We start from the raw sequence: 25,085 nt of genomic DNA, 5'->3' as shown, positions 1-25,085 counted from the left end.
CAAACGTCAAATCTACAAATCCATGAGTGTGAGGTCCAGCAATGAGAGTTATTTTCCAAGGTGCATTTTATTTTTACAAACAAATTATCTCGTTGCTACCTGCATCTGCTACCCATTTCCTGCATCTGGCAGATAAAAACTCTGGCTCACAACGCAAGCATTGGCATAATTGGCATCGCCTTCCTCCTTCCTGGGTTCATCTCTTGCTGATCTTAATCTGGTTCATCGTCGGCATCAGCTTGCGCCTCACCAACTTGACTGCAAAGCCTCCTTGGACTGATGAGTTTGCCACCTTGGTGTTTAGCTTGGGGAATACTTTTTTATCAGTTCCCCTCGATCAAGCGATCGCACCTGATATCCTATTACAACCACTGCAACCAAACCCAGCGGCTAGTATTGGTGATGTTATTCATAACTTAGCTACACAAGATAGTCATCCACCACTGTATTTTGTGCTGGCTTACCTGTGGATGAAATTATTTCCTAGCGATGGAGGATTAATATCGCTGTTTGGGGCGCGATTGCTACCAGCGATAATCGGCGCTGCCTCCATCCCGTGTGTTTACGTGTTAGGTAGAGTCGCGTTTCGTTCGTCATTAGTAGGACACTTGACTGCTGCCATGATGGCAGTATCACCTTATGGCGTATTTTTAGCACAAGAAGCGCGTCATTACACTTTAGCAATCTTATGGGTAATTGGTTCGCTCACCTGCTTAGTAACTGCCACACGTCATATTCAAAACCGCACACCTTTACCTATATGGATAGCGCTTTTCTGGATAGGAATTAATGCTTTAGGTATTGCTACTCATTATTTTTTCACCCTTACCCTTTGCACAGAAGCTGTAGTTTTGATTTGTCTGGCTTTGTTTCAATTGCAAACTAGTAGTTCGCCAAGTGAACTTGGCAGGGTAAAGGATAAGGGCGAAGGGGGAAAGGTTTTAAATCCTTTCCCCTTTCCCCTTTCCCCTTTCCCCAGCCCTCACCCTGCAAAGTTGACTTGCCAGACTACTAGCAGCAAATTTTCTCTCCTCTTTTCTCCTCCCTGGCGACGCATCTATGCCGTTGCTATAGGTACTTGTGTGGCGGGTTTAATTTGGATACCAACCTGGCTAGAGAATGAAAATCGTGGTGCTTTGACCGAGTGGATTCGAGGTTCGCGCGTTGGACTAGATTGGTTAAGTCCCATTTTTCAAGCTTTAGGAACATTGATTGCAATGATTTCCCTATTACCAGTCGAATCTTCTCAAGCTTTGGTTGTGATTCCTTCTGGAGTGGTGATGCTGACTTTCTTTATTTGGGCAGTACCAATTTTGCTGCGTGGGATTAAAATTCAACTACAGCACCCAAAAAGCCGAATGATGATTCAGGTGCTTGCGGGAGTAGTTATCAGTGCGATCACTTTATTCTTTATCTTTACGTACTTTTTGGGTATTGACCTAACTAGGGGTGCTAGATATAACTTTGTTTACTTTCCCGCGATCGTTGTTTTACTAGGCGCAAGTCTCGCAGTTTGTTGGCATCCTCCCCAAGAATGGATGGAAACAGAGCAAGGGAAAAATGGGATAACAAGCATAGGTAAATGGGGAATAAACGGGAAAAAAGCCGTAATGTTAATTTGGTTAATGGGATTTTTCAGTGCAGTTACAGTAATCTGCAATCTCGGCTATCAAAAATATTATCGCCCTGACGTGTTTGTGCAACTAATTCAACAAACATCCCCAACACCAGTACTGATTGCCACCACCCACAAAACTTATGTACACACTGGCGAAATGATGGGAGTTGCTAGGGAGATTAAACTTGCCAATTCACTCCAAAATCCCCGGTTTCTCCTTGCTCATCAAAACCAAGATCCGAATGCTTCCACCATTGCTCTAGAAAATACTTTAAAAAAATTACCACGACCTTTTGACTTGTGGCTGGTAAACTTTCACGCACCCGTAGCAGAAACCGTGAAAACATGCGCTATATCTGATACTAAATCAATGCCTAGCGTAGACGGCTACGAATATGAACTTTATCATTGCCAATAAGCTGGGAACTGGAGGAAAGAGGGCAGGGGAAGTAGGGGAGCAGAGGAGCAGAGGAGCAGGGGAGCAATTACAGCAAGTATTTCCTTTCTGCCCCCATCCCCTTTGCCCCTCTGCCTCTTTCCCATGCCCGATACCCAATCTAGTACAGCGCGGCAAAAATCAAGCTACCATTTTAAAACTTGCAAAAGCCTTGTACAAAACTTTTGACTTTTGACTTCCGCCTTGCGGTAATGCATCTTGTGGAAGTTCCTCAAATATCAATATCCATAGGAGACTAGAGAAAGAAGAACAAAATATATCTGACACGTTTTCAAGCAGCGAAAGCTGTAACTAATTAAGGAGGATTTATGCGTGCAGTACTGATGGCAGGGGGTTCGGGAACGCGTCTTCGCCCGTTAACTTGCGATCTGCCCAAACCGATGGTGCCGATTCTAAATCGACCAATTGCCGAACATATTATCAATCTCCTCAAACGACATCAAGTTACAGAAGTTATTGCAACATTGCATTATTTACCTGATGTTTTGCGAGACTACTTTCAAGATGGCAGCGATTTTGGTGTCCAGATGACTTATGCTGTCGAAGAAGATCAGCCTTTGGGTACAGCAGGCTGTGTAAAAAATATTGCCGAACTTCTTGATGAAACCTTTTTAGTCATTAGCGGTGATAGCATAACAGATTTTGACCTGACGGGGGCGATCGCATTTCACAAACAAAATAAGTCAAAAGCTACTTTGATTTTAACCAGAGTTCCCAACCCGATTGAGTTTGGGGTGGTGATTACCGATGAGGAAAGACGAATTCGGCGATTTTTAGAAAAACCCTCTAGTAGTGAAATTTTTTCCGATACCGTCAACACTGGCACTTACATTCTCGAACCAGAAGTTTTAGAATATCTGCCAGCAAACATTGAATGTGACTTTTCCAAAGACTTATTCCCCTTACTATTAGCAAAAGATGAGCCAATGTATGGTTACATAGCTCAGGGTTACTGGTGTGATGTCGGTCACTTAGATGCCTATCGTGAGGCTCAATATGATGCCTTAGATCGGAAAGTGCAATTAGATTTTGCCTACAAAGAAGTTTCCCATGAATTATGGGTAGGCCAAAATACTTATATTGACCAGACGGCTGTGATTGAAACCCCAGTAGTGATTGGTGACAATTGCCGCATTGGGGCAAGAGTACAGATTGAGGCAGGAACCGTAATTGGGGATAATGTCACTATTGGCGCTGATGCCAATCTCAAACGTCCCATAGTGTGGAATGGGGCATTCGTTGGCGATGAAGCACATCTTTCTGCTTGTGTAATTTCCCGTGGCACTCGTGTAGATCGCCGCGCCCATGTATTAGAAGCTGCTGTTGTGGGTTCGCTTTCCACGGTGGGAGAAGAAGCCCAAATTAGCCCTGGTGTGCGCGTTTGGCCCAGCAAAAAGATTGAGTCAGGGGCAGTTTTAAACATTAACTTGATTTGGGGGAACACCGCCCAACGAAATTTATTCGGTCAACGTGGTGTTCAAGGATTAGCTAATATCGACATCACCCCAGAATTCGCGGTGAAATTGGGAGCTGCTTACGGTTCTACTTTGAAACCTGGTTCTAAGGTAACGGTTTCCCGTGACCAGCGTAATGTCTCTCGAATGGTGACGCGATCGCTGATTGCTGGTTTGATGTCTGTAGGTATTGATATTCAAAATCTCGATGCCACAGCTATCCCCATCGCCCGCACAGTTATACCCACAATGTCGGTAGCTGGTGGTATCCACGTCCGGGTACATCCCGATCGCCCTGACTACATTCTGATTGAATTTATGGATGCCAAGGGTATTAATATCACCAAAGCCCTAGAAAAGAAAATTGAAGGGGCTTATTTTAAGGAAGATATGCGGCGGGCGCTAATTCATGAAATTGGCGATGTATCTTATCCTAGCCAAGTCATGGATCGCTACTGCACTGCTTTTGAGAAACTATTGCATGTTCATACGCTCCGCAACAGTCGCGCAAAAGTGGTGATTGATTATGTTTATGCGGTATCAGGGGCAGTTTTACCCCAAATGTTGGATAAATTTGGTGCTGATGCAGTCGTACTGAATGCCAGTGTCAATAAAACGGCGATGTCAATCACTGACAGAGAAGGACTGCTGACTCAGTTAGGTCATGTAGTGGAAGCATTAAAAGCTAACTTTGGAGTGCAAGTATCCGCTAATGGAGAACAACTAATTTTAGTTGATGAATCAGGCTACCCAATTCGTGGGGAAATGTTAACAGCACTGATGGTAGACATGATATTAACGGCTAACCCCAGAGGAACGGTAGTAGTGCCAGTTCATGCTTCCAGCGCTATTGAACAAGTCGCCCGTCGCCACGATGGTAGAGTGATTCGCACCAAAGCCAACCCCACAGCTTTAATGGAAGCTTGTCAAAAGAATCCGAATGTAGTATTAGGAGGTAGTGGAGATACTGGTTTTATTTTCCCGCAACTGCATCCGGGATTTGATTCCATGTTCTGCATTGCGAAGATAATTGAGATGTTGACTATCCAGGAGCGATCGCTTGCTGCTGCGCGGTCAGAATTGCCCCGTGTAATTCACAAAAGTTATACAATTCGCTGCCCGTGGACAGCTAAGGGTGCTTTAATGCGTTACTTAGTGGAAACTCACCCAGCCCAAAACCTAGAATTAATCGATGGGGTAAAAATTTGTCAACCCTACGATGACAGTTGGCTATTAGTTTTACCAGATGCCAGCGAACCACTGGTGCATTTGTATGCCAATAGCAACGATCGCGAATGGGTAGATGAGACTGTGAGAAACTACCGCACCCGTGTTCAGTCATTTGTGGAAAGACAACAAGAATATCAACCAGCCGAAGTTTAATTCGTAATGGGCTACGCTAACATAATTCGTAATTCGTAATTGAATTCTTTAATTACGAACTACGAATTAACAATTACGAATTATCTTGAGGGGGTTCCAAATTATCATTGAGAACATTCTGGTAAATTTTTCTCAGCATAATTGCAATCAAAATAAATTAAAGCTTCTCTAGTAGAAGCAAATCCTTGAGTTGTTGTATATGGATCACTTTCTGGATTTGCTTCATATCGCCAAATTTTCAAATAGTAATGATTATCATCTGTAGACCATAATTCGTAACGGTAATTACCTCCTGAACCCTGACTATTTAAATAGTCAGCTAGTGCTGTATTTGATGTAGACACAAAGCTAAATACAGTCAAAACCGGAATTACGGCTAGTTTTAGTATTTGGATTAATTTCATAAATGCACAAAAAACTTACTCCTTCTAGGTTCCTTTACCGAAGTGATTTTTGAAACCAGTAATTATAGGGATGTTTTGTGAGGATATCGTAAGACGCGATTTATCGCGTCTCTACAAGCATTATCGATATTTTGAGCAGCGATCGCATTATATTATCAATTTTCTTGATTAAATACCAATACGCTTGGGTTAACGCCACAAATCTTAAACTGTATAGGTTGCAACATTTCCTGAGCTTTGTTGGGTTACGCTTTGCTTAACTGAACTGTATTGTCACTACTTCTATTAGATTAAGTGCGAGGTTTCTGACCAATTAAGGTACGAGAGTTATTGCTGCCTCGTCTAGTTTCGGGTTTGTTTTCTGAAATACTTTACAAAAGTTAACTAAAATAAATGAAAAAGACTCTCAATAGGTCTGGTAGTATATCTTCAGAGTTATTGAGACTAATACTCATTAACTAGGTGGTGTATTTCAGCTATTTGCAAACTTTCTGAAAAGATAACGCTTTTGACTTGCGTGGCTGTTCCAACACTGGAGTCGATGCCTTGATAAGCAGGAAACCTTGGATTAACCAACCTCTCAGGGCGACTTTTCAGCAGAACACACAACTATTTATTTATCAGGTGTCAATATGTCAAAAAAAATTGGTTTGTTTTATGGTACTCAAACTGGCAACACTGAATCTGATGCTGAAAAAATTCGGGATGAATTTGGTGGCGATCTTGTAACATTACATCCCATTTACGAGGCGGATACTACCACTTTTGATGAGTATGACTTGCTGATTATTGGTTCTCCCACTTGGGATATTGGTCAACTTCAGAGCGATTGGGAAGGCTTTTACTCGGATCTGGATGAAATAGATTTTAGTGGTAAGTTGGTTGCCTATTTTGGTGATGGAGACCAATATGGCTATGCTGATAATTTCCAGGATGCAATGGGAATCCTAGAAGAAAAAATTTCCCAGCGAGGTGGTAAAACAGTTGGTTACTGGCCAACTGAGGGTTATGAATTTGAGAATTCTAGAGCTTTGAAAAATGGCAAGTTTGTCGGATTGGCACTCGATGAAGGTAGTCAATCTGATTTAACAGACGAGCGAATTAAAACTTGGGTTGCTCAGTTGAAAACAGAATTTGGTTTGTAGAGATTAGGGGCGCACGGCTAGCTGTGCGCCTTTATTGAAATTGATAATTTAGAAGTTATAGGTATTTATGTCTGATTCATTTGATGTTTTGTGGTTAAGTGCCAGTCCTGTTTTGCAGCGTTTTGATAAACCATTACTTGAATATTTATCTGGGCATATAAACGTCGCCCAGTGGGAATATCAGCAAACTAAAGATGAAGCCAGTTCCATAGATCAAGCTGTGGAATTGCTGTATGAGTTTTTAGAATGGTGCGATCGCCCCGTGCATTTAGCAGGGCATGGTATGGGTGGTGCGATCGCCTTAACCTTTGCGCGGCGATTTCCGCAAAAAGTGCGATCGCTCACTCTGCTAGCTGTAGCAGCTCAACCTGCAAACAATTGGCAAGCTCATTATTACTTTCAACGACAACTTTTTAGCATCAGCCGCGAGCTAGTTTTAGCAAGCACCGTTCGCAGTCTTTTTGGAAATCAACCACCTCATACTACTAAAAAGTTAGTAGCTGCCTTAGATAAAGATTTAGAACAATCTCCATCATCACACTCTTTATTTAAGTTGGTTTATTTACCCAAGGGTGGAGTTTCTATGCCAATGATGGTATGTGGTAGCAAGAGCGATCCGGTAGTCAACTCAACTGTATTGCATGATTGGTTAAATTGGTTGAAGCCAGAAGATAAGCTTTGGGAATGCCCAGAAGGATATCATTTTTTTCACTACTTCTATCCTCAAAAAGTTGGCGAACAAATTTTGAGTTTTTGGCAACACCATCATCCGCATCTGCTAGAAGTATCTGCACTATCTTTTAGCAGTTTTACAAATTAGTAACTTTGAGAGTGCGATGTCTGACGACAGCCTTACGGCTACGCACTGGTGAAATTTTGGGTGTAATGGGGTGCTAGATATTATGAAGAGAATTAGAGGATAACAAATTCTTCTTATGCCACGGCCACAGCGCGACTTAAAACTAGGATATAGCGATCGCGTCACTACTCGGACTATAGTGTACAGACAAGTCGTATCACCCCCCTTAATCCCCCCTTATAAAGGGAGGAAATGAGATTTCCGGTTCCCTCCCCTTCACAAGGGGAGGGTTAGGGTGGGGTAAAACCGACGCGAAAAACCAGGTGCGATCGCTTTCATAAATCTCCACAAAGAAAGCGATGTCTACGACAGGCTACGCCTACGCTGCATGGCGGGCTGAAGAGATTGAAGTTCCTCTCAAAAGAGCATGGAAATTTTGATTTACCAATTAGGCGCGGATAGTATTAGGGAAATATTGCTAACTCGGTTTCTGGATCAAAAAAGTGAATTTTCTCTGGGGTTAGCGATAACCAAAGTTGCTCACCAGGTTGTACAAATCGGTCTGGTGGTATTCGCACTTGTAGGTAATTCGCTGTAGTACCAGGTTTAGATCCTGGTTCGGCAATCTTAACAGCGAGAAAGGAATCATTGCCAAGATTCTCTACCAAATCTACTTGCACTGGTAGATTTTTGGTTGCAGGCATACTCAAGTTAAAGTGTTCTGGACGAATGCCTAAAATTAGAGTTTTCCCATCATATTTTTGTAAAGCTTTCCCCCAAACTTCTGGGAGGGTGAAACGAAACTGGGAACGAGTAATCAACTGCGGGGCATGAAATTCTACAGGAATAAAATTCATCGGTGGTGAACCAATGAATTCTGCTACAAAAAGATTGGCTGGGCGGTTGTAAAGTTCTAAGGGAGAAGCAACTTGTTGAATTTTACCCTCAGACATAATCGCAATACGATCGCCCATTGTCATCGCTTCTGTTTGGTCGTGGGTAACGTAAATTGTCGTTGTCCCCAATTGACGCTGCAATTTGACAATTTGGGCGCGGGTTTCCGCCCGCAGTTTGGCATCTAAGTTAGAAAGCGGTTCATCCATTAAGAATACTTGGGGGTCACGCGCGATCGCTCTTCCCAATGCAACCCGTTGTCTTTGCCCCCCAGAAAGCTGTTTGGGTAAGCGATTCAGCAATGTTTCGATTTGCAACAGTTGAGCCACACTACGCACCTGTTCATCGACCGCCCGTTCTTTGTCAGAAGTGTAGCGCAGTCCTTTAGGTAACTTTCTTGTCGTCCCTACAAAGAGATTTTCTGCCCACGCCTGAAGATATTGAGACGAGGAAGTATTTTCTCCTCTGCTCCCCTGCTCCTCGGTCACTGAGCGTAGCCGAAGTGCTGCTCCTCTGCTTCCCCTGCGGCGCAGCCCAAAGGCGATGTTGTCATACACCGTCATGTGGGGATAAAGGGCGTAATTTTGAAACACCATTGCGATGTCGCGTTCTTTGGGTGGTAGGTCATTGATCAAGCGATCGCCTATCCAGATATTACCGCCAGTCATCACTTCTAACCCGGCGATTAATCGCAGCAGAGTGCTTTTACCACAACCAGAAGGGCCTACCAGCACCATAAATTCGCCATCTGCGATCGTCAGGTTAATCCGCCGCAAGACGTTGATACTTCCCGCGCGCTCTTGCCCTTCATCAATTTTCTCCCCAGAGGTGAGGGGAGATTGGGTTTGTGAGCTAACACTTTCCCCTTTACGCGGGGAAAAACTTTTATAAACGTTTTCTAAAACAACTTGGGACACAACTAATTTGGGGATTGGGCAACTTGTACTGAGTTTCGACTGCGCTCAACTACCGCGAAGTCAAAGTATGGGGCATTGGACAAAGGACTAATGACCAATGACAGTTTAGCGCCCATCATAATACACCTTCAGGGTAAATACGAAAAGTTAAAAAAACAGCTTGCGCCATCAAAAACAAACTATCGTGAATTTTAGGGCTATCAGGAGGTGTTGTTATGACTACCGATGTACCTAAAAATCTTTCCCAAGACCCAAGCGTTAATCCTGTCCATGACATTGTAGACCGACAAACCACAGATTGTTGCATTGTGGGTGGAGGCCCGGCAGGAGCAGTATTGGCGCTGTTGTTAGCGCGTCAAGGCATTTCGGTGATGCTGCTGGAAGCACACAAAGACTTCGATCGCGATTTTCGCGGCGATACGATTCATCCATCGGTGATGGAAATTATGGAGGAATTGGGATTAAGCGATCGCTTGCTAAAACTCCCCCATACCAAAATGCGCCAAATTAGTATTCAAACTCCTCAAGATACTGTCACATTCGCAGATTTTAGTCATCTGAAAACTCATTATCCCTACATTACAATGCTTCCCCAGGTGAAATTTCTGGAGTTCATCACCCAAGAAGCACAAAAATATCCTAGTTTCCATCTGGTAATGGGTGCGAATGTGCAGGAATTAATTATGGAAAATGGCGTAATTCAAGGTGTCCGCTATCGGGGAGGCGGTGGTTGGCATGAAATCCGGGCAATAGTGACAGTTGGTGCAGACGGTCGCCACTCACGTTTACGCCACCTGGGTGAGTTTGAATCCATCGAAACTTCGCCGCCAATGGATGTCCTCTGGTTTCGCCTACCGCGTCAGCCAGAAGACCCTGAAGGGGGAATGGGGCGCTTTGGTCAAGGTAAGCTAATCGCCATGCTTGACCGTGGTGATGAGTGGCAAGTTGCCGATGTCATCCCCAAGGGAGGCTATCAACAACTACGGGCTGCGGGTTTGGAGGAATTAAAAAAATCTGTTGTTGAAGTAGTACCAGAATTCCAGCAACGCATCCAAAATTTACATGATTGGTCACAAATAGCTTTTCTCTCAGTCGAGTCTAGCCGCGTCAAACACTGGTATCGTCCAGGACTCTTACTCATAGGTGATGCCGCTCATATAATGTCCCCTGTTGGTGGAGTAGGCATTAACTACGCGATTCAAGATGCTGTAGTCGCAGCGAATGTACTCAGCAAACCGCTCAAAAACGGACAAGTACAACTTAGCGACCTAGCAAAAGTACAGCGTCAACGTGAGTTGCCCACACGCATCATTCAGGCGTTTCAAACTTTTATCCAAAAACGTGTATTGGCCCCGGTTCTCACCTCAAATCGCACCTTTGTACCACCTGGGTTTTTGCGCTTACCCATCTTGCGCGACCTTCCAGCCAGGTTGATTGCCTTGGGTGTTTTTCCAGTTCACATCAAGGCTTAATGTTTGCCAAGAATTTTTTCTATTTGATCAATGGGTGGTACAATTATACTACTCCATGCAGAATTCAATGCTCATTTAGTCAAGCGAAGGTGGCGGGCGGCATACACAATGCTGTTCAAAGCGAGCGCTTGGCTTTTATGCTAGAAATGACTAAAAAGAATTCAGCACCCAGGTAGTCGTCGAGCGTAGCCGAAATGAGTCAGAAGTCAGAATTGATAAGGATTTTAGTATGATTGATATATTCATTCATCAAGTGTTCTTCTGACTCTTGAATTCTATTCTCAAAATGGATGTAGAAAAGTTGTTCAAACATTATTAAAAAATGCAAAAAATTAAACCTATCTAGATATTAATTGGCACTACATAGAAAAACCCCTCTTTTTCAATCAATACTTTTTGCAGTCAGGAGTAATTTTAATGAACAGCTGCGTTTTGATGGCGGAAATTATTAACGAGCCACAACTCCGTTATACAGCGGATAATTTGGGAGTCACGGAAATGCTAGTGCAGTTTCCCAACTCCCAAAAACCCGAAGATCCGCCAGCCACATTGAAGGTTGTCGGCTGGGGGAATTTAGCTACAGAAATTCAGCAAAATTACCACCAAGGCGATCGCGTCATCTTGGTAGGACGTTTAACGATGAATACTGTTGATCGTCAAGAAGGTTTTAAAGAAAAACGCGCTGAATTGACAGTACAACAAATTCAATCTGTTGGAGGTAGTTTTGATACCGATCCATCTCCCTCAGCAACCGCAACTCCATCATTTACTGAAACCGCTCCACGACAACCATCAGCATCTCGTCCTGCACAGAAAGAGGTTCCCAGTTACGATTCACCACGTTCAGCGCCTACCCCAGGGACAAATCCTGTTGGTGTTACGACCCAAGCGACAAGTTACGAACCCGTACCCCAACCCACAAATTATGAGCGAACCACTTATCCAGCAGTGAAAGAGCAAGAACCAGATCCAGATGATATTCCGTTTTAAACTTGGTAGTTGAGCGTGTATTCAATTTGCTAACTAACATTACGATTAGACAATTTCTATAAATAGCCATCCTTTGGGATGTGCTATTTTTTTGTCTGCGTTGACGCTTTGCGTTTTTTCGTGAGGCATCGCTGATACTAATTCTGCATTTATCTGGTTCTAGTAAAGGTTAGGGTTACTTACAGCTATGTATAATTGAAAACTATCAAAACAAAACACTAGCGCTTTGTCAACCGCAAATTATATGAGTAACTTTGTTAGCAGTTCAGTTGAAGCTTTGGATAACCTGACTGTAACTTGGGAACGCTTGATTCCCAAGCGCATGGCTAAAGATTCAGCGAGTCGCAAGATCGTGGAGCTACATCTTGGACGCTACGAAACTGCAACTAAGTATGTCTTGGGAAAAAGAGTTTTAGATATAGCATGTGGCAGTGGATATGGTAGCCAAATGCTTCGTGTGGCAGGCGCAAGCAGTGTAGTTGGAGTCGATATATGCTCACAGATTGTGGAATATGCGAACAAACACTACCAAATACCCGGAATAGAGTTCATTTGTGCTGATGCAGAGCAATTTGAGTGTTCAGAGCCTTTTGACGTTGTTATCTCCTTTGAGACGATAGAACATTTAAAAAATCCGACCTATTTTTTAAAACAACTCAGTAATTATTTAACCAGCAATGGTATATTGATAATGTCTGTACCACTAGGTGAAACGCGTCATTTTGATCCATACCACCTTCATGCCTTCACTCACGAGCAAATATTTACGCTTCTGGAAACAACAGGTTTTTGTGTAGATTATTACCGTTGCGATCAGTGTTTTTTGACTCGTCGTGAGTTGCTTTACTGGAGACAACTATACTCAGAATCCAGCCCATCATTTTGGGAATTGTTGTTTACTCGAAAGGGATGGCAGATTATACACGACGTTGTACTTCAGGGTGGTTTTGATGCTCCTCAACTGTTGGTTATTGCTTATAAAGATAGATAAAGTCTCGCACTTCGGCAGATAATGGCTAACTGTAAGTTGCATCTGTAGGCGATCGCAAGCAGTGCTACATCGCAAATGCATGTATATTGTGGAAGTATGTGATGTCAATTGTGGTTAAAGTTTAAGCAGTGAAAACTGCCAGGGAGTATAAAAACCAAATTTATCCACATAATAGATTAAAACTATTGTTAAAATCCAAATAATTTTAAGTTAGAATTTCCTACCCAACTCCTATGAGAGAAACTGTCCTAGAGGTTCGCAATCTCCAAGTTGAATTTCCCGGTGATGGCAACACTGTCAGAGCTTTGGATGGTATTTCCTTTACGCTGCATCGAGGTGAAACTCTAGGAATAGTAGGAGAATCGGGGAGTGGTAAATCGGTGACAGCCTTAGCTGTGATGGGTTTGTTGCAAACTCCTGGCATAGTGACTGGCGGTGAAATCTGGTTTCGTCCGCAGGAGAATGCTAACGCCATCGATTTGGTAAAATTGCCTCCTGAGCAAATGCAGTTACACCGGGGTGGCGACATCGCCATGATTTTTCAAGAACCGATGAGTTCGCTTAATCCGGTTTATAACATTGGGTTTCAGCTAACAGAAGCGATTATGCGGCATCAAAGTGTGTCAGCAGCCCAAGCACGACAAATTGCGATCGCAGGTCTGCAAGAGGTTAAACTTCTACCTAGCGATGAGGATATCCAGCAGCAGTATATCGAAACTTGGCATCAAACCAACGCCAATTTATCTAAACCAGATGGGCCAAAGTTGGCACAGTTGGTTAAAGAACACAAAGAAGCCATGCTGGAACGCTACCCTCATGAACTTTCTGGGGGTCAGTTGCAACGGGTAATGATTGCAATGGCAATTTCTTGTAATCCATTGATCTTAATTGCCGATGAACCAACCACAGCTTTAGATGTGACAGTGCAAGCGACTATTTTGGAGTTAATGCGAGAATTGCAGCAAAGCCGTGACATGGCAATGATTTTTATCACCCACGACTTGGGGCTAATTTCAGAAATTGCTGACCAAGTAGCGGTGATGTATAGAGGTAAAGTTGTCGAATCTGGTACTTCTGGGCAAATTTTCAGCAGTCCCAAGCATCCATATACTAAAGGTTTGATAGCTTGTCGCCCCACACTTGACCGCCGTCCCCAAAAATTACTCACTGTTTCCGACTACATGAGTGCAGAAGAGACGCCAACCGGACAAGTTGTCATTCAGCCGAAAGAACCTGCACAACCCACAGAAGTCACCAAAGAAGAGATTGCGGCAAGATTGGCAAACTTCAATGAATTGGAACCCCTGCTGCAAATCCGCAACCTGAAAGTAGGTTTTCCAGTGCGCGGGGTGTTTGGTGGGACAAAACGCTACAATATGGCAGTTAATGGCGTTTCTTTTGATGTTAAACCAGGAGAAACACTAGGTTTGGTGGGAGAATCTGGTTGCGGTAAAACGACCCTTGGCAGAACCTTGCTGCGATTAATTGAACCGATGAGTGGTCAGATTATCTTTGAGAAACAAGATATTACTAGTCTCAAAGGAGAACGGTTGCAAAAACTGCGGCGGGAAATGCAAATAGTCTTCCAAAATCCTTTTAGTTCCCTCGACCCACGGATGAGGATTGGGGATGCGGTGATGGAACCATTATTAATTCATGCCGTTGGGAAGACTAAGCAACAACGACGCCAGCGAGTAGTCGAACTCTTAGAACGGGTGGGGTTGAGTGCAGATGCGATTAACCGCTATCCTCATCAGTTTTCTGGCGGTCAACGCCAACGGATTTGTATAGCTCGTTCTTTGGCGTTAAATCCTAAGTTTATCATCTGCGATGAATCAGTTTCAGCGCTGGATGTTTCAGTACAGGCGCAGGTATTAAATCTTCTCAAAGAGTTACAGTCAGACTTTCAGCTTACCTATATCTTTATTTCTCATGATTTAAGCGTGGTGAAATTTATGAGCGATCGCATTTTAGTCATGAATCGCGGTCAAATTGTTGAAGAAGGCACAGCTGAAAGCATTTACCAAGAACCCAAAGAAGAATACACGCAAAAATTAATTGCTGCGATTCCTACTGGTAGTGCTGAACGGGTGCGAAGTCGTCATCTGAAGGCTTTATAGTTCAAAGGGCGGTTGTAAACCAATCTGACTTTTCAGTTATGTGGAAAAGCGCACGAAAAACCTAACCCCCTAACTCTCAACACGTCGCGGGAAGGGGGAAAATTCAAAGTCTCTCTCCTTTTAGGAGAGAGATTTAGAAAGAGGTTTTCCAGATGACCTGAATTGTCAGATCAACCAATACAGTTCAGTTAAACATTTCTTTCTTCTCTTCCTTCTCTTTCTTTGCGTTCTTCTCTGACGAGACGCTGCGCGAATGCGTCCTACCCTGCGGGTTCGCCCTTGGCGTTCTCAAAGAGTAGCGGCTTTGCGTCTATGCGGTAGCCTGCGGCAAGCCGAAGCGTCTACGTTAAAAAAATTGACTTTGATAAAGAGTTATATCAGGTTCGCTTGATTACTTATTAAGCCCGAAGAACCCCACCCCGCCAAAGCTATGCTTTGTCTCCCCTCCGCGCAAGCGAGGAGGGGTTGCGGGTGGAGTTCTTTTATTATGGATAATTTGGCGGACATGATATTAATTAAGCATTAACTGCCGAGTTCAAAGGCTCATAAACATAAACCGCGTCTATACAGGCAAAACCCACGGAGGTGGGTTATAAAATTCTTTTTCAACAGATATTTGTGCAAACAAAGTTAATCACATCTGCAAGTCCTGATTGAGTTTTTAAATTAGTAAAAATAAAAGGTTTATCACCGCGCATTTTTTTTGCATCTTGTTCCATCACACTTAAATCTGCACCAACGTATGGCGCTAGGTCAGTTTTGTTAATCACCAACAAATCAGATTTAGTAATACCAGGGCCACCTTTGCGGGGAATTTTATCGCCTGCTGCAACATCTATGACGTAAATCGTTAAATCCACCAATTCTGGACTAAAGGTAGCAGCTAAATTATCGCCCCCACTTTCTAAAAATACTAAATCCAAATCGATAAAACGTTCCTCTAACTGTTCAATTGCCGCCAAATTCATCGAAGCATCTTCGCGGATGGCAGTGTGAGGACAACCACCAGTCTCTACACCCAAAATGCGATCGCTAGCCAACGCCTGAGAACGCACCAAAAACTGAGCATCCTCTTGAGTATAAATATCATTCGTCACCACCGCAATCTGATACTGCTCACGCAATCCCTTGCACAAAGCATCCACCAAAGCCGTCTTCCCCGAACCCACTGGCCCAGCAACCCCTACTCGAAATGCATTCATTGTTATTTGTCCTTTGTCATTTGTCCTTTGTGATAATTACGAATTACGAATTACGAATTATTTTGACTAACTCCTAAACAACCTTGTATACTGCGTTTCATGCTGCATACTTGCTAGTGACAAACCCCAACTACAACAGGCGAGTTCATCATCTTCCAACGCGAGAATTTCTAACGCCGCAACGCTAAATAATGGTTGCAAATCTAGCAATAATTGCTGTCCTGCTGTTTGCCCAAGGGGGATAAGTTTTACGCCAGCAGTAATCAAATTACTTGCCCAACTGTGCAGATATCCCAGTAATGCGGCGTTGATACTGATTTGCCAATGGGCAATGGCAATGGCAAAAGCGATCGCATAATTGCAAGGATTTCCTACAGCATTAGCAATAGGTACAATCTGCGGTTCTAGCTTACCAAGTAATTGAATGAGCGATCGCCCCATCTGCCAACTAGAGGCGCGTAATTCTTCTGTTTCCCTAGCAGCAGATAACCACAGATTCCAACGGCATAGGGACTCAACATCACCTATTTTTACAGCTTGCTGCGATCGTACCATTACTGCCGCTTCTAACCTAATTGCCCCATAGAGCAACTCTGCTTTTAACCAATCTTTGAGATGTGTGTGGTTAGCGAGCGTACCATTTTCTACCAGTATTTCCAAACCTTCAGAATAGCTATATGCTCCCACAGGTAAAGCGGGACTAGCGAGCTGCAAAATACTCAAAAGATGGCTATCAGTGAGCATGATGCTGTTGTCCATAAGCTCCCAATTCTGGCTGAAACGGTAACATTTCCTCTTTAACTTCTAATCCCAGTTGTTCCAACATCGTGCGTAAAACAGAATCTGAAGACAAACGTAAATAAGTCAGAGTAATTTCTACAGGTACATGGCGATTTCCTAGATGGTATGCGGCTCGTAATAATAAAAGTGGTGTTTGGGCAAAGGCAGTCATTACTAGTTCTGGTTTGGCAGTAATTCTGATTAAACTGCTATGAGTTTCTTCTTGTAGAATATCGCCATCGTGTAAGACAGTTCCTCTGGGTAAATGTAAAAACACAACTTTACCATCTTCAGTTTCAAAGCGATGACGACTGCGGGTGCGTTCTTCTGCTGTCAGCGCCAGAGTAAAACTAACTGCGGCATCGCCATTAGGTGGTTTGAGTTGGGTAAACATCAGCATACATTTCGTCTAATCTTCGGTTTTTTATGATGGTTCTAGTCTAAGCCGTAACGAAAAAGTCATTCCCAGAGCTAATGTAATCATATCCCTGGTGCTTGTAATTACAGGTTTTATGCCACTTTATTGTTTGCTATTTTGCCAATAGTTTAAATGTAACCGAATGTAAACTATTGATGAACTTGCGTAAAACCTTGCAAGCTGCCCGATTGATAGTTGAGGGTTCAATCAGTAAGTTTACACACACAAAGAACTTTCACAAGTCCATGAACTGAAATCTTTAAAGGAAATTAATCACTATGATTATAGTCATGAAACTGGGTACTCCATCCACTGAAATTGAGCGCGTGGCTACTGAAATAAGTCATCGTGAATTTGCAGCAGAAATATGCAAAGGTCAGCACAAAACAGTTATTGGTTTAGTAGGAGAAACCGCAGAACTCGATACTAGACAGGTTCAAAACATTAGTCCTTTTATCGAACAAGTTATCCGAGTGAAAAAGCCCTTTAAACGCGCTTCTTTAGAATTCCGCTACGGAGAACATAGCGAAGTAGTAGTACCTACACCCAATGGTCTTGTAACCTTTGGTCAAAACCATCCTTTAGTCGTAGTTGCTGGGCCTTGCTCTGTTGAAAATGAAGAAATGATTATTGAAACAGCGCACGTAGTAAAAGCATCAGGAGCGCAGTTTCTGCGAGGTGGTGCATATAAACCTCGTACTTCTCCTTACGCTTTTCAAGGCCACGGTGAGAGTGCTTTAGGTTTACTCGCAAGAGCTAAAGAAGCTACCGGTTTAGGAATTATTACAGAACTGATGGATGCAGCTGAGTTAGACAAGGTTGCAGAAGTTGCAGATGTGATCCAAATTGGTGCTCGTAATATGCAGAATTTCTCACTGCTGAAGAAAGTTGGTGCTACTGGTAAGCCAGTACTCTTGAAGCGGGGTCTAGCTGCCACTATTGAAGATTGGTTGATGTCAGCCGAGTATGTTTTGGCAGCAGGTAATCCCAATGTGATTTTATGCGAACGAGGAATTCGCACTTTTGACCGACAATATACCCGCAATACTTTAGATATATCTGCAATTCCAGTACTGCGAACCCTGACTCACTTACCGATCATGATTGATCCTAGCCATGCTACTGGTAAATCAGAGTTCGTTTCAACTATGTCTATAGCCTCTATTGCCGCCGGTGCAGATTCTTTGATGATTGAGGTACACCCCAACCCAGCCAAAGCACTTTCTGATGGACCGCAGTCTTTGACATTGGAAGCATTTGAAGAATTAATGCAAGAACTAGCTAGCATCAGCAAATTCTTTGGTCGTTGGTCTAAAAGCAATAGCACAGCTGCAATGCAAAACCTCTCTACCCGAGTTTCTAGCTTCGTCTAAGTTTAAATCAGTGGCGTTGCTGACTTTACACAACATCTTTGCATAAAACCTTACCTTACCTCTCATAAGTATACAAATGTTTCAGTTAGGCTAAGGCAAGTAAATCCAGTCTTTGACAACAACGCCAAATCAAACCGATCAAACAAGATATTTGTATGACTAACTGCAATTTTAGAGCCAAACAACTCCGATGAATACAGTATCGTTAAGCACAGGCAAGACTTCTAAATATTCACCGTCTTTCTTAAGAAAGATAGACAAAACAATTATCGTCGGTGAAAAAAACCTGACAATTGATGAAGTCGTTAGCGTCGCCCGTCATGATGCTTCGGTACGCGTGACCGATAATCAGAAGGTATTACAAGGAATCCAAGCTTCTCGTGGCTATATCTCTCATGCCGTTGAAACTGGTCAGGCTATTTATGGTGTGACTAGTGGCTTTGGCGGTATGGCAAATGTTGTCATCTCGCCTGAGTGTGCGCCTTTATTGCAGAATAACCTTGTTTGGTTTCTCAAATCAGGTGCAGGGCAGAGATTACCAGTGGCTGATGTCCGCGCTGCGATGTTGTTGCGAATCAACTCACATTTGTATGGTGCATCTGGTATCCGTCTAGAACTGATTCAGCGTTTAGAAAAGTTTTTGAATGCTGGTGTTACACCCCATGTCTATGAATTTGGTTCCATCGGTGCAAGTGGCGATTTGGTGCCACTATCTTACATTACTGGGGCAATGATTGGTCTAGATCCTAGCTACACCGTTGATTTTAACGGTACAGAAATGGATGCTCCCACAGCATTGAAAAAGCTCGGTTTAGAGCCATTGCAACTACTTCCGAAAGAAGGGTTGGCAATGATGAATGGTACTTCTGTGATGACTGCGATCGCGGCTAACTGCGTTTACGATACCAAAACCTTATTAACCCTAGCAATGGGGGTCCATGCCTTAGCTCTTCAAGGTTTGAATGGAACTAATCAATCCTTCCACCCATTCATTCATCAGTTAAAACCGCATCCAGGGCAAAAATGGGCTGCTTCCCAAATGCTCAACTTGCTTGCAGGTTCTTCCTTAGTTCGGGAAGAGTTAGATGGTTCTCACGATTATCGAGGTACGCATTTAATTCAAGACCGTTATTCACTGCGCTGTCTGCCCCAATATATGGGCCCAATTGTTGATGGTATTGAGCAGATTAGCAAACAAATTGAAGTAGAGATTAACTCAGCGACAGATAATCCACTGATTGATGTAGAAAACCAAGCTAGTTATCACGGAGGTAACTTCTTAGGACAGTATGTCAGCATCGGTATGGATCAGCTACGTTACTACATTGGGTTGTTAGCTAAACATTTGGATGTACAAATAGCCTGTCTGGTAGCACCAGAATTTAATAACGGATTGCCAGCATCTCTAGTAGGGAACAGTGAACGTAGCGTGAACATGGGGTTAAAGGGTCTGCAAATAACCGGAAACTCTATCATGCCCTTATTGACCTTTTACGGCAATTCCATAGCTGACAGATTCCCTACCCATGCGGAACAATTTAATCAAAATATCAACAGTCAAGGTTTTGCTTCTGCAAATGTAGCCCGACGCTCTGTAGAAATTTTCCAACAGTATATGGCGATCGCACTCATGTTTGGGGTACAAGCAGTTGATTTACGCACCTATACAGTCGCCAAACATTATGACGCCCGTGCTTGTCTATCACCTGCTACGAGAGATTTATATATAGCAATTCGGAATGTAGTAGAACAACCACCTTCTGCTGATCGCCCTTACATCTGGAATGACCACGAACAAGGGCTAGACTTACATATTGCCCGGATTGCATCTGATATTGCCTCTGGCGGTCAAATTGTCGCTGCCATTAACAATCTTGTTGTCAACTGAAATTGAGTAGTTTGAGTGATGATTTTATTGCCTAGAGCATCATATAGAGGCCAATCATCACTGCATTCAACAATATTCTTCCTACTTACTTACAATTATGAACATCGCACATTATGTAGAGCGAGGACATCGCTTATTGCCTAACAAAATTGCCCTGATTTTTGAAGACAAATCTTTTACTTACAAACAGCTTGATGAGTTAGCAGGGCGAGTAGCAAATGGTTTAAAAGGATTGGGGGTTAAAAAAGGCGATCGCGTGGCTTTGTTTTTGCCCAATATTCCAGAGTTTGTAATTTCTTATCTTGGCATTCTCAAAATTGGTGCTGTAGCTGTTTCAGTCAACGTTATGTTGAAAACTGCCGAAGTCAGTTATATTCTCAACGATTGTGCAGCCAAAGTCATCATTACTACAGAATCCCAAAGCGAGCAGATATCAGAGGCAGACTTACCCGAATTGGAACATATTTTTATTGCGGAAGGGAAAGCCAATAAGGGAACAACTTTAGCACAACTGATAGCTAACGCTTCTCCAGAGTCACCTGCACTAGAGATGGAACGCCATGCTCCTGCTTGTATCCTCTATACTTCAGGAACAACAGGTTTTCCTAAAGGTGCTACTCTTTCCCACGGCAATATAATTTCTAACGTTTATGCTGCCAACCGTTGTTATCGAATTACCAATAGCGATCACTTACTGCTTTATCTACCCTTATTTCATTGCTTTGGTCAAAATGCAATTCTCAATAGTGGATTAAGCGCTTGTGCAACTATTATTTTGTACCGCCGATTTGAGATTGAGAAAGTTTTGCAAGGCATTAGCAATTATCGAATTACAATGTTTTTTGGGGTACCAACAGTATTTATCAAACTGCTAAATATCGATACCTCTAACTACAACCTTGAAAGTGTACGTTATTACTTTTCAGCAGCAGCACCCATGCCAGTTGAAATTGCTCAAAAGTGGCACGAAAAGTATGGATTTTTTATCCATGAAGGTTATGGTTTGACAGAAACATCTCCATTTGCCACTTATAACAACGATTTGAAATATAAACTCGGTTCAATTGGTACACCAATTGACAATGTGGAAATTAAAATTGTTGATAGTGACGGTCATCCAGTACAACTAGGCGAGTTAGGAGAAATAGTGATTCAAGGGCCAAACGTTATGCTTGGTTATTGGAATCGCCCATTTGAAACCCTGGAAGTAATTAAAAATAGTTGGTTTCATACTGGCGATATTGGTCGCATTGATGAAGATGGATTCTTTTATATTGTTGACCGCTTGAAAGATATGATCAATTTATCAGGATTTAAAGTTTATCCTACTGAAGTTGAAAATATCATTTATCAACATCCAGCAGTTGCTGAAGTTGCTGTATATGGCATTGCTGACACAATCAAAGGCGAAATAGTTAAGGCTGAAGTAGTACTCAAGGCTACTCACACAATTACAGAAGAACAAATTGTTGAATTCTGCCATGAAAGAATGGCAGTCTACAAAGTTCCCCGTACAATTAAATTTGTAGATTCACTTCCCAAGAACTCAACTGGGAAAATCCTCAAGCGAGTTTTACGCGAGAAAGAATTAGCAGTTACGTCTTGCTAAAGCTAAATTTTTCACTATTGCTGGAGAAAGTTAGACTTTTGTAAAAGATAGCTTTCACTGTAAAACAATACTCATCACATTCATTGATTATGAACACACAATCTCTAACACAAAAGAACAAAAAGGTGATTGTATCGCCTTCTCATACAGTTCCTTTACTACCATCTTTAAATAAACAGCCTAGTCAGTCAGAATTATCGCAGCAGACAGTTTCAGAAGCTGTGGTCAATATGTTAGAAAATTTGGGAGTACGTCACGCGTTTGGTGTTTCTGGAGGCGGAATTGCACCGCTATGGACGACGCTCTCACGCAGCTCTATCCAAGTGCTTCACTTTCGTCATGAAGCGGGAGCAGCCTTTGCAGGTGTCGAGTCTTATTTTGCCAACAACTGTCCAATTGTTGTGTTCACCACAACTGGTCCAGGTCTGACTAATGCACTAACTGGGATGTTTGCAGCACGCTGGGAAGGTGCAAAGGTGATTTTCATCTCAGCTTCTACGCCAGCACCACAACGAGGACGCTGGGCTATCCAAGAAACCAGCGCCTATACAATGCCCATATCGGGTATTTTCACCTCAGGTTCACTGTTCCACTACGCTACCACCTTAGAAAACGACGCGGAACTACCAGAGATTGCTTGCAGGCTAGCTCAGGGTTTAGCAAAACCAGGAGGTTTTGTTGCCCATATTAGTATTCCAACAAGCATTCAGAGCAGTTTAAGTCAAGTACCGCTGTCACGAGTAGCGTTTTCTCAAAGTATTGCAACTGCCAGTGAAGAAGCGATCGCCGAATGTGTACAGTTACTGTCTGAAGGCCCGTTTGCAATTTGGGTTGGCTTTGGTGCTAGACATGCTGCTAAGGAAATCCGTGAGTTAGCTCAAATAACAGGAGCAGCAGTAATGTGTTCTCCTCGTGGTAAGGGCATTTTCCCAGAGGATCATTCCCAATTTTTGGGTGTTACAGGCTTTGCCGGACATCCATCTGTCTTGACATATATGCAGGAGCAACAACCCCTACGCGTCCTGGTGCTGGGAACACGTCTGAGTGAGTTCACTTCCTTCTGGCGTCCAGCGATGGTTCCTGCACGCGGATTTATTCATGTTGACATCGACCCAGAAGTACCTGGAGCCGCCTATCCATCTGCTGAGACTTTAGCTATCCAGTCTGATGTAGGCGCTTTTGTCAAGGCATTGCTAAAGCAGATGCCAGAACCACTTGATTTATCAACAAGTATCTTATTACCTCATCGAGAATGCATTACCATCGAACCTTCTACAGAAGGTGCAGTGCGACCTGAAGTATTGATGGAAGCAATTCAGAAGACGATCGTTGAACAGAGCGATGCCGTGGTGATGGCAGAATCGGGTAACTCCTTTGCTTGGGCAATTCACACCTTACGATTTATCCAACAAGGACGTTTCCGCATCAGTAATGGTTTCGGTGCGATGGGTCATCTAGTGACAGGCGTTGTTGGGTGTGCCTTTGGGCGAAATGGTAAAGCCGTGGCGATCGTTGGGGATGGTGCCATGCTGATGAATAGTGAAGTCAGCACCGCTGCAAAGTATCAAATTCGAGCCGTCTGGATTGTACTCAATGACGCTCGCTACAATATGTGCGATCAAGGAAATTCGGCACAGGGACTCAAAGGCGCGGATACAGAAATTCCCCGGACTGATTTCGTCAACCTTGCTAGAAGTATGGGAGCCGATGGCATTCGTGTTGAAAGAGAGTCCGACCTAGAAGCGGCATTAGAGAAGGCTCTAGCTTCACCTGCCCCATTTGTTGTTGACGTAATTATTGACCCAACCAGACCAGCACCAATCGGTGGTCGGATTCAGGGTTTAATTTCACAAAGAAGCAAAGAAGTAAAGAATTAACAAAATCAAAAGGATATTTGTCATGACCTTACCATCAGTAGGTATTCGTTCAATTGCAGTTAGCTTTCCCAGCATCATCCGTACCAACGATTATTATCGGGAGAATTACCCTGAATTGGTTGCTCGGGTTGAGCAAAAAACCTTATCTAGAGTGTTTTCACCAACTGAGTCCACTCCCCAAAACGATTTTGAACAAGAAATGATGCCCTATCTATCTGACCCCTTTCGCGGTAGTGTAGAGCGACGTGTGTTTGCGCCCGGTGAGAATGCGCTGACAATATCTTATAGTGCAGCTAAAGATGCCCTCAAAGCAGCAAAGCTTTCCTCGGAAGACATTGATTTGATGCTCGTTGCCACAATCTTTCCTGATCAAGTCGTACCTGGTAATGCTGCCTTCTTGGCTGCTGAACTTGGACTGCACGGTGCTGCATGGAACATTGATTCTACCTGTTCAAATGCCATAGCTGCACTCCAAACTGCCTCTGGGCTAGTGCGTGCAGGAGAATATCGAAATGTTTTAGTAGTTATCTGCACTAACTACTCTCCTTTTACTGACCAAAACGATACCCTAGCATTTTTATCAGGTGATGGGGCAGGAGCTTTTGTGGTGAGCGCACTAAAACCGAACCAGGGAGTTCTAGGCACAAAAATTATTAACACTGCTTCGACTTGTGGAACTTTCTTTAGTGAACTGACTACAGATGAACATGGAAACCCACGGATGTTTATCAGGGCAGCCAAAGGTACAGGACAGATACTTAGTGAGACTGCTGCCCAGTTTTTAAAGCAGTGCTGTTCAGGAGCTTTAGAAGCTGCTGGTGTCACCCTTGATGAGATTAGCTTTTTTGCTTTCAATACACCTACTGCTTGGTATGCAGACCTCTGCACCCGCGCATTGGGAATCGAAAAAGATCGGACAATCAACTTGCATGATCGTTATGCAAACATTGGGCCTATGCTCCCCCTCACTAATCTGTATCATGGTGTAGAAATGGGCAAGATTCGAGAAAACGATTTAGTTCTGGTTTACGCCATTGGTTCAGTATCTAACGCTGGGGCTAGTGTGATGCGTTGGGGTGATGTGGCAATAGGCCCTGCTCCTGCTCTCCCAGCCAGCCAGCTAGCGATGGCCAGAAAATAAAGTCTTAACTCTGCGTTAAGCCATTGGAAGTCCCTTACAGGGATTTCCAAATAAATAGACATCATTTTTTGATCTCAGGCAAAGAGAGAAATAACAATGCCTTCATGGTGTGGTCTAAACAAATCAAAGAAAGCACTGTAGTCAGAATGAATA

At 43.2% G+C, this 25,085-nt stretch carries 18 protein-coding genes; 13 read left to right on the top strand and 5 right to left on the bottom strand.

Annotation, left to right across the window (positions count from 1 at the left end):
* Window positions 1-41: 41 nt before the first annotated feature.
* Window positions 42-2,036, top strand: a complete 1,995-nt coding sequence (locus RMY16_RS02330; RefSeq protein WP_322735019.1) for a glycosyltransferase — start codon at window positions 42-44, stop codon at window positions 2,034-2,036.
* A gap of 347 nt (window positions 2,037-2,383) precedes the next feature.
* Window positions 2,384-4,912 carry a mannose-1-phosphate guanyltransferase gene (locus RMY16_RS02325; protein ID WP_322735018.1) on the top strand — a complete coding sequence of 843 codons (2,529 nt, stop codon included), beginning with the start codon at window positions 2,384-2,386 and terminating at the stop codon, window positions 4,910-4,912.
* 104 nt (window positions 4,913-5,016) lie between these two features.
* Here RMY16_RS02325 and RMY16_RS02320 read toward each other — a convergent pair whose 3' ends face one another.
* Window positions 5,017-5,316 carry a hypothetical protein gene (locus RMY16_RS02320; RefSeq protein WP_322735017.1) on the bottom strand — a complete coding sequence of 100 codons (300 nt, stop codon included), beginning with the start codon at window positions 5,314-5,316 and terminating at the stop codon, window positions 5,017-5,019.
* A gap of 632 nt (window positions 5,317-5,948) precedes the next feature.
* Between RMY16_RS02320 and fldA the strand changes: the two genes are divergently transcribed.
* Both fldA and RMY16_RS02310 read left to right on the top strand, forming a co-directional pair.
* Window positions 5,949-6,461, top strand: coding sequence for a flavodoxin FldA (gene fldA / locus RMY16_RS02315; protein ID WP_322735016.1), 513 nt, complete (start codon window positions 5,949-5,951; stop codon window positions 6,459-6,461).
* A 67-nt stretch (window positions 6,462-6,528) separates the two neighbouring features.
* On the top strand, window positions 6,529-7,281 hold the full coding sequence (locus RMY16_RS02310) for an alpha/beta fold hydrolase (protein ID WP_322735015.1): 753 nt from the start codon (window positions 6,529-6,531) through the stop codon (window positions 7,279-7,281).
* A gap of 443 nt (window positions 7,282-7,724) precedes the next feature.
* On the opposite strand, the gene RMY16_RS02305 is transcribed toward RMY16_RS02310, so the two are convergent.
* The gene (locus RMY16_RS02305; RefSeq protein WP_322735014.1) at window positions 7,725-9,071 is read right to left on the bottom strand and encodes an ABC transporter ATP-binding protein; all 1,347 of its coding nucleotides are present in this window, start codon (window positions 9,069-9,071) and stop codon (window positions 7,725-7,727) included.
* A gap of 215 nt (window positions 9,072-9,286) precedes the next feature.
* Here RMY16_RS02305 and RMY16_RS02300 point away from each other — a divergent pair, with 215 nt between their 5' ends.
* The 4 genes from RMY16_RS02300 (at window position 9,287) to RMY16_RS02285 (ending at window position 14,644) form a co-directional block, all read left to right on the top strand.
* Window positions 9,287-10,543: an FAD-dependent oxidoreductase gene (locus tag RMY16_RS02300; protein WP_322735013.1), complete on the top strand. Its 1,257-nt coding sequence runs from the start codon at window positions 9,287-9,289 to the stop codon at window positions 10,541-10,543.
* A gap of 417 nt (window positions 10,544-10,960) precedes the next feature.
* On the top strand, window positions 10,961-11,533 hold the full coding sequence (locus RMY16_RS02295; protein WP_322735012.1) for a single-stranded DNA-binding protein: 573 nt from the start codon (window positions 10,961-10,963) through the stop codon (window positions 11,531-11,533).
* A gap of 244 nt (window positions 11,534-11,777) precedes the next feature.
* Window positions 11,778-12,524 (top strand): class I SAM-dependent methyltransferase, encoded by a 747-nt coding sequence (locus tag RMY16_RS02290; protein WP_322735011.1) that lies wholly within the window; start codon window positions 11,778-11,780, stop codon window positions 12,522-12,524.
* Window positions 12,525-12,757: 233 nt separating this feature from the next.
* Window positions 12,758-14,644, top strand: coding sequence for an ABC transporter ATP-binding protein (locus RMY16_RS02285; protein WP_322735010.1), 1,887 nt, complete (start codon window positions 12,758-12,760; stop codon window positions 14,642-14,644).
* 605 nt (window positions 14,645-15,249) lie between these two features.
* Here RMY16_RS02285 and ureG read toward each other — a convergent pair.
* From ureG to ureE, 3 genes are all read right to left on the bottom strand, one after another.
* A complete protein-coding gene (gene ureG / locus RMY16_RS02280; RefSeq protein WP_322735009.1) occupies window positions 15,250-15,846 on the bottom strand; it encodes an urease accessory protein UreG in 597 nt (198 codons plus the stop codon).
* Window positions 15,847-15,912: 66 nt separating this feature from the next.
* Entirely contained in the window at window positions 15,913-16,590 is a 678-nt protein-coding gene (locus RMY16_RS02275) for an urease accessory protein UreF (protein ID WP_416211641.1), read from the bottom strand.
* The gene (ureE, locus tag RMY16_RS02270; protein ID WP_322735007.1) at window positions 16,580-17,026 is read right to left on the bottom strand and encodes an urease accessory protein UreE; all 447 of its coding nucleotides are present in this window, start codon (window positions 17,024-17,026) and stop codon (window positions 16,580-16,582) included. The genes RMY16_RS02275 and ureE overlap by 11 nt, the downstream gene beginning before the upstream one ends.
* Before the next feature lie 296 nt (window positions 17,027-17,322).
* Here ureE and aroF point away from each other — a divergent pair, with 296 nt between their 5' ends.
* From aroF to RMY16_RS02245, 5 genes are all read left to right on the top strand, one after another.
* Window positions 17,323-18,417 (top strand): 3-deoxy-7-phosphoheptulonate synthase, encoded by a 1,095-nt coding sequence (gene aroF / locus RMY16_RS02265; protein WP_322735006.1) that lies wholly within the window; start codon window positions 17,323-17,325, stop codon window positions 18,415-18,417.
* 190 nt (window positions 18,418-18,607) lie between these two features.
* Window positions 18,608-20,305, top strand: coding sequence for an aromatic amino acid ammonia-lyase (locus tag RMY16_RS02260; RefSeq protein WP_322735005.1), 1,698 nt, complete (start codon window positions 18,608-18,610; stop codon window positions 20,303-20,305).
* 97 nt (window positions 20,306-20,402) lie between these two features.
* Entirely contained in the window at window positions 20,403-21,914 is a 1,512-nt protein-coding gene (locus tag RMY16_RS02255; protein WP_322735004.1) for a long-chain fatty acid--CoA ligase, read from the top strand.
* An 89-nt stretch (window positions 21,915-22,003) separates the two neighbouring features.
* On the top strand, window positions 22,004-23,791 hold the full coding sequence (locus RMY16_RS02250) for a ScyA-related TPP-binding enzyme (protein ID WP_322735003.1): 1,788 nt from the start codon (window positions 22,004-22,006) through the stop codon (window positions 23,789-23,791).
* Window positions 23,792-23,813: 22 nt separating this feature from the next.
* Window positions 23,814-24,932: a 3-oxoacyl-ACP synthase III family protein gene (locus RMY16_RS02245; RefSeq protein ID WP_322735002.1), complete on the top strand. Its 1,119-nt coding sequence runs from the start codon at window positions 23,814-23,816 to the stop codon at window positions 24,930-24,932.
* Window positions 24,933-25,085 lie beyond the last annotated feature (153 nt).

The organism is Nostoc sp. DedQUE12b (assembly GCF_034530835.1).
Lineage (GTDB): Bacteria > Cyanobacteriota > Cyanobacteriia > Cyanobacteriales > Nostocaceae > Nostoc.
Note: the sequence above shows the minus strand (reverse complement) of the source record. Positions and strands in the feature narration are given on the sequence as shown.

Coding starts and splice junctions, on each gene's coding strand:
- RMY16_RS02330 (WP_322735019.1), top strand. CDS start 42: ATGAGAGTTATTTTCCAAGGTGCATTTTATTTTTACAAACAAATTATC.
- RMY16_RS02325 (WP_322735018.1), top strand. CDS start 2,384: ATGCGTGCAGTACTGATGGCAGGGGGTTCGGGAACGCGTCTTCGCCCG.
- RMY16_RS02320 (WP_322735017.1), bottom strand. CDS start 5,316: ATGAAATTAATCCAAATACTAAAACTAGCCGTAATTCCGGTTTTGACT.
- fldA (WP_322735016.1), top strand. CDS start 5,949: ATGTCAAAAAAAATTGGTTTGTTTTATGGTACTCAAACTGGCAACACT.
- RMY16_RS02310 (WP_322735015.1), top strand. CDS start 6,529: ATGTCTGATTCATTTGATGTTTTGTGGTTAAGTGCCAGTCCTGTTTTG.
- RMY16_RS02300 (WP_322735013.1), top strand. CDS start 9,287: ATGACTACCGATGTACCTAAAAATCTTTCCCAAGACCCAAGCGTTAAT.
- RMY16_RS02295 (WP_322735012.1), top strand. CDS start 10,961: ATGAACAGCTGCGTTTTGATGGCGGAAATTATTAACGAGCCACAACTC.
- RMY16_RS02290 (WP_322735011.1), top strand. CDS start 11,778: ATGAGTAACTTTGTTAGCAGTTCAGTTGAAGCTTTGGATAACCTGACT.
- RMY16_RS02285 (WP_322735010.1), top strand. CDS start 12,758: ATGAGAGAAACTGTCCTAGAGGTTCGCAATCTCCAAGTTGAATTTCCC.
- ureG (WP_322735009.1), bottom strand. CDS start 15,846: ATGAATGCATTTCGAGTAGGGGTTGCTGGGCCAGTGGGTTCGGGGAAG.
- RMY16_RS02275 (WP_416211641.1), bottom strand. CDS start 16,590: ATGCTCACTGATAGCCATCTTTTGAGTATTTTGCAGCTCGCTAGTCCC.
- ureE (WP_322735007.1), bottom strand. CDS start 17,026: ATGCTGATGTTTACCCAACTCAAACCACCTAATGGCGATGCCGCAGTT.
- aroF (WP_322735006.1), top strand. CDS start 17,323: ATGATTATAGTCATGAAACTGGGTACTCCATCCACTGAAATTGAGCGC.
- RMY16_RS02260 (WP_322735005.1), top strand. CDS start 18,608: ATGAATACAGTATCGTTAAGCACAGGCAAGACTTCTAAATATTCACCG.
- RMY16_RS02255 (WP_322735004.1), top strand. CDS start 20,403: ATGAACATCGCACATTATGTAGAGCGAGGACATCGCTTATTGCCTAAC.
- RMY16_RS02250 (WP_322735003.1), top strand. CDS start 22,004: ATGAACACACAATCTCTAACACAAAAGAACAAAAAGGTGATTGTATCG.
- RMY16_RS02245 (WP_322735002.1), top strand. CDS start 23,814: ATGACCTTACCATCAGTAGGTATTCGTTCAATTGCAGTTAGCTTTCCC.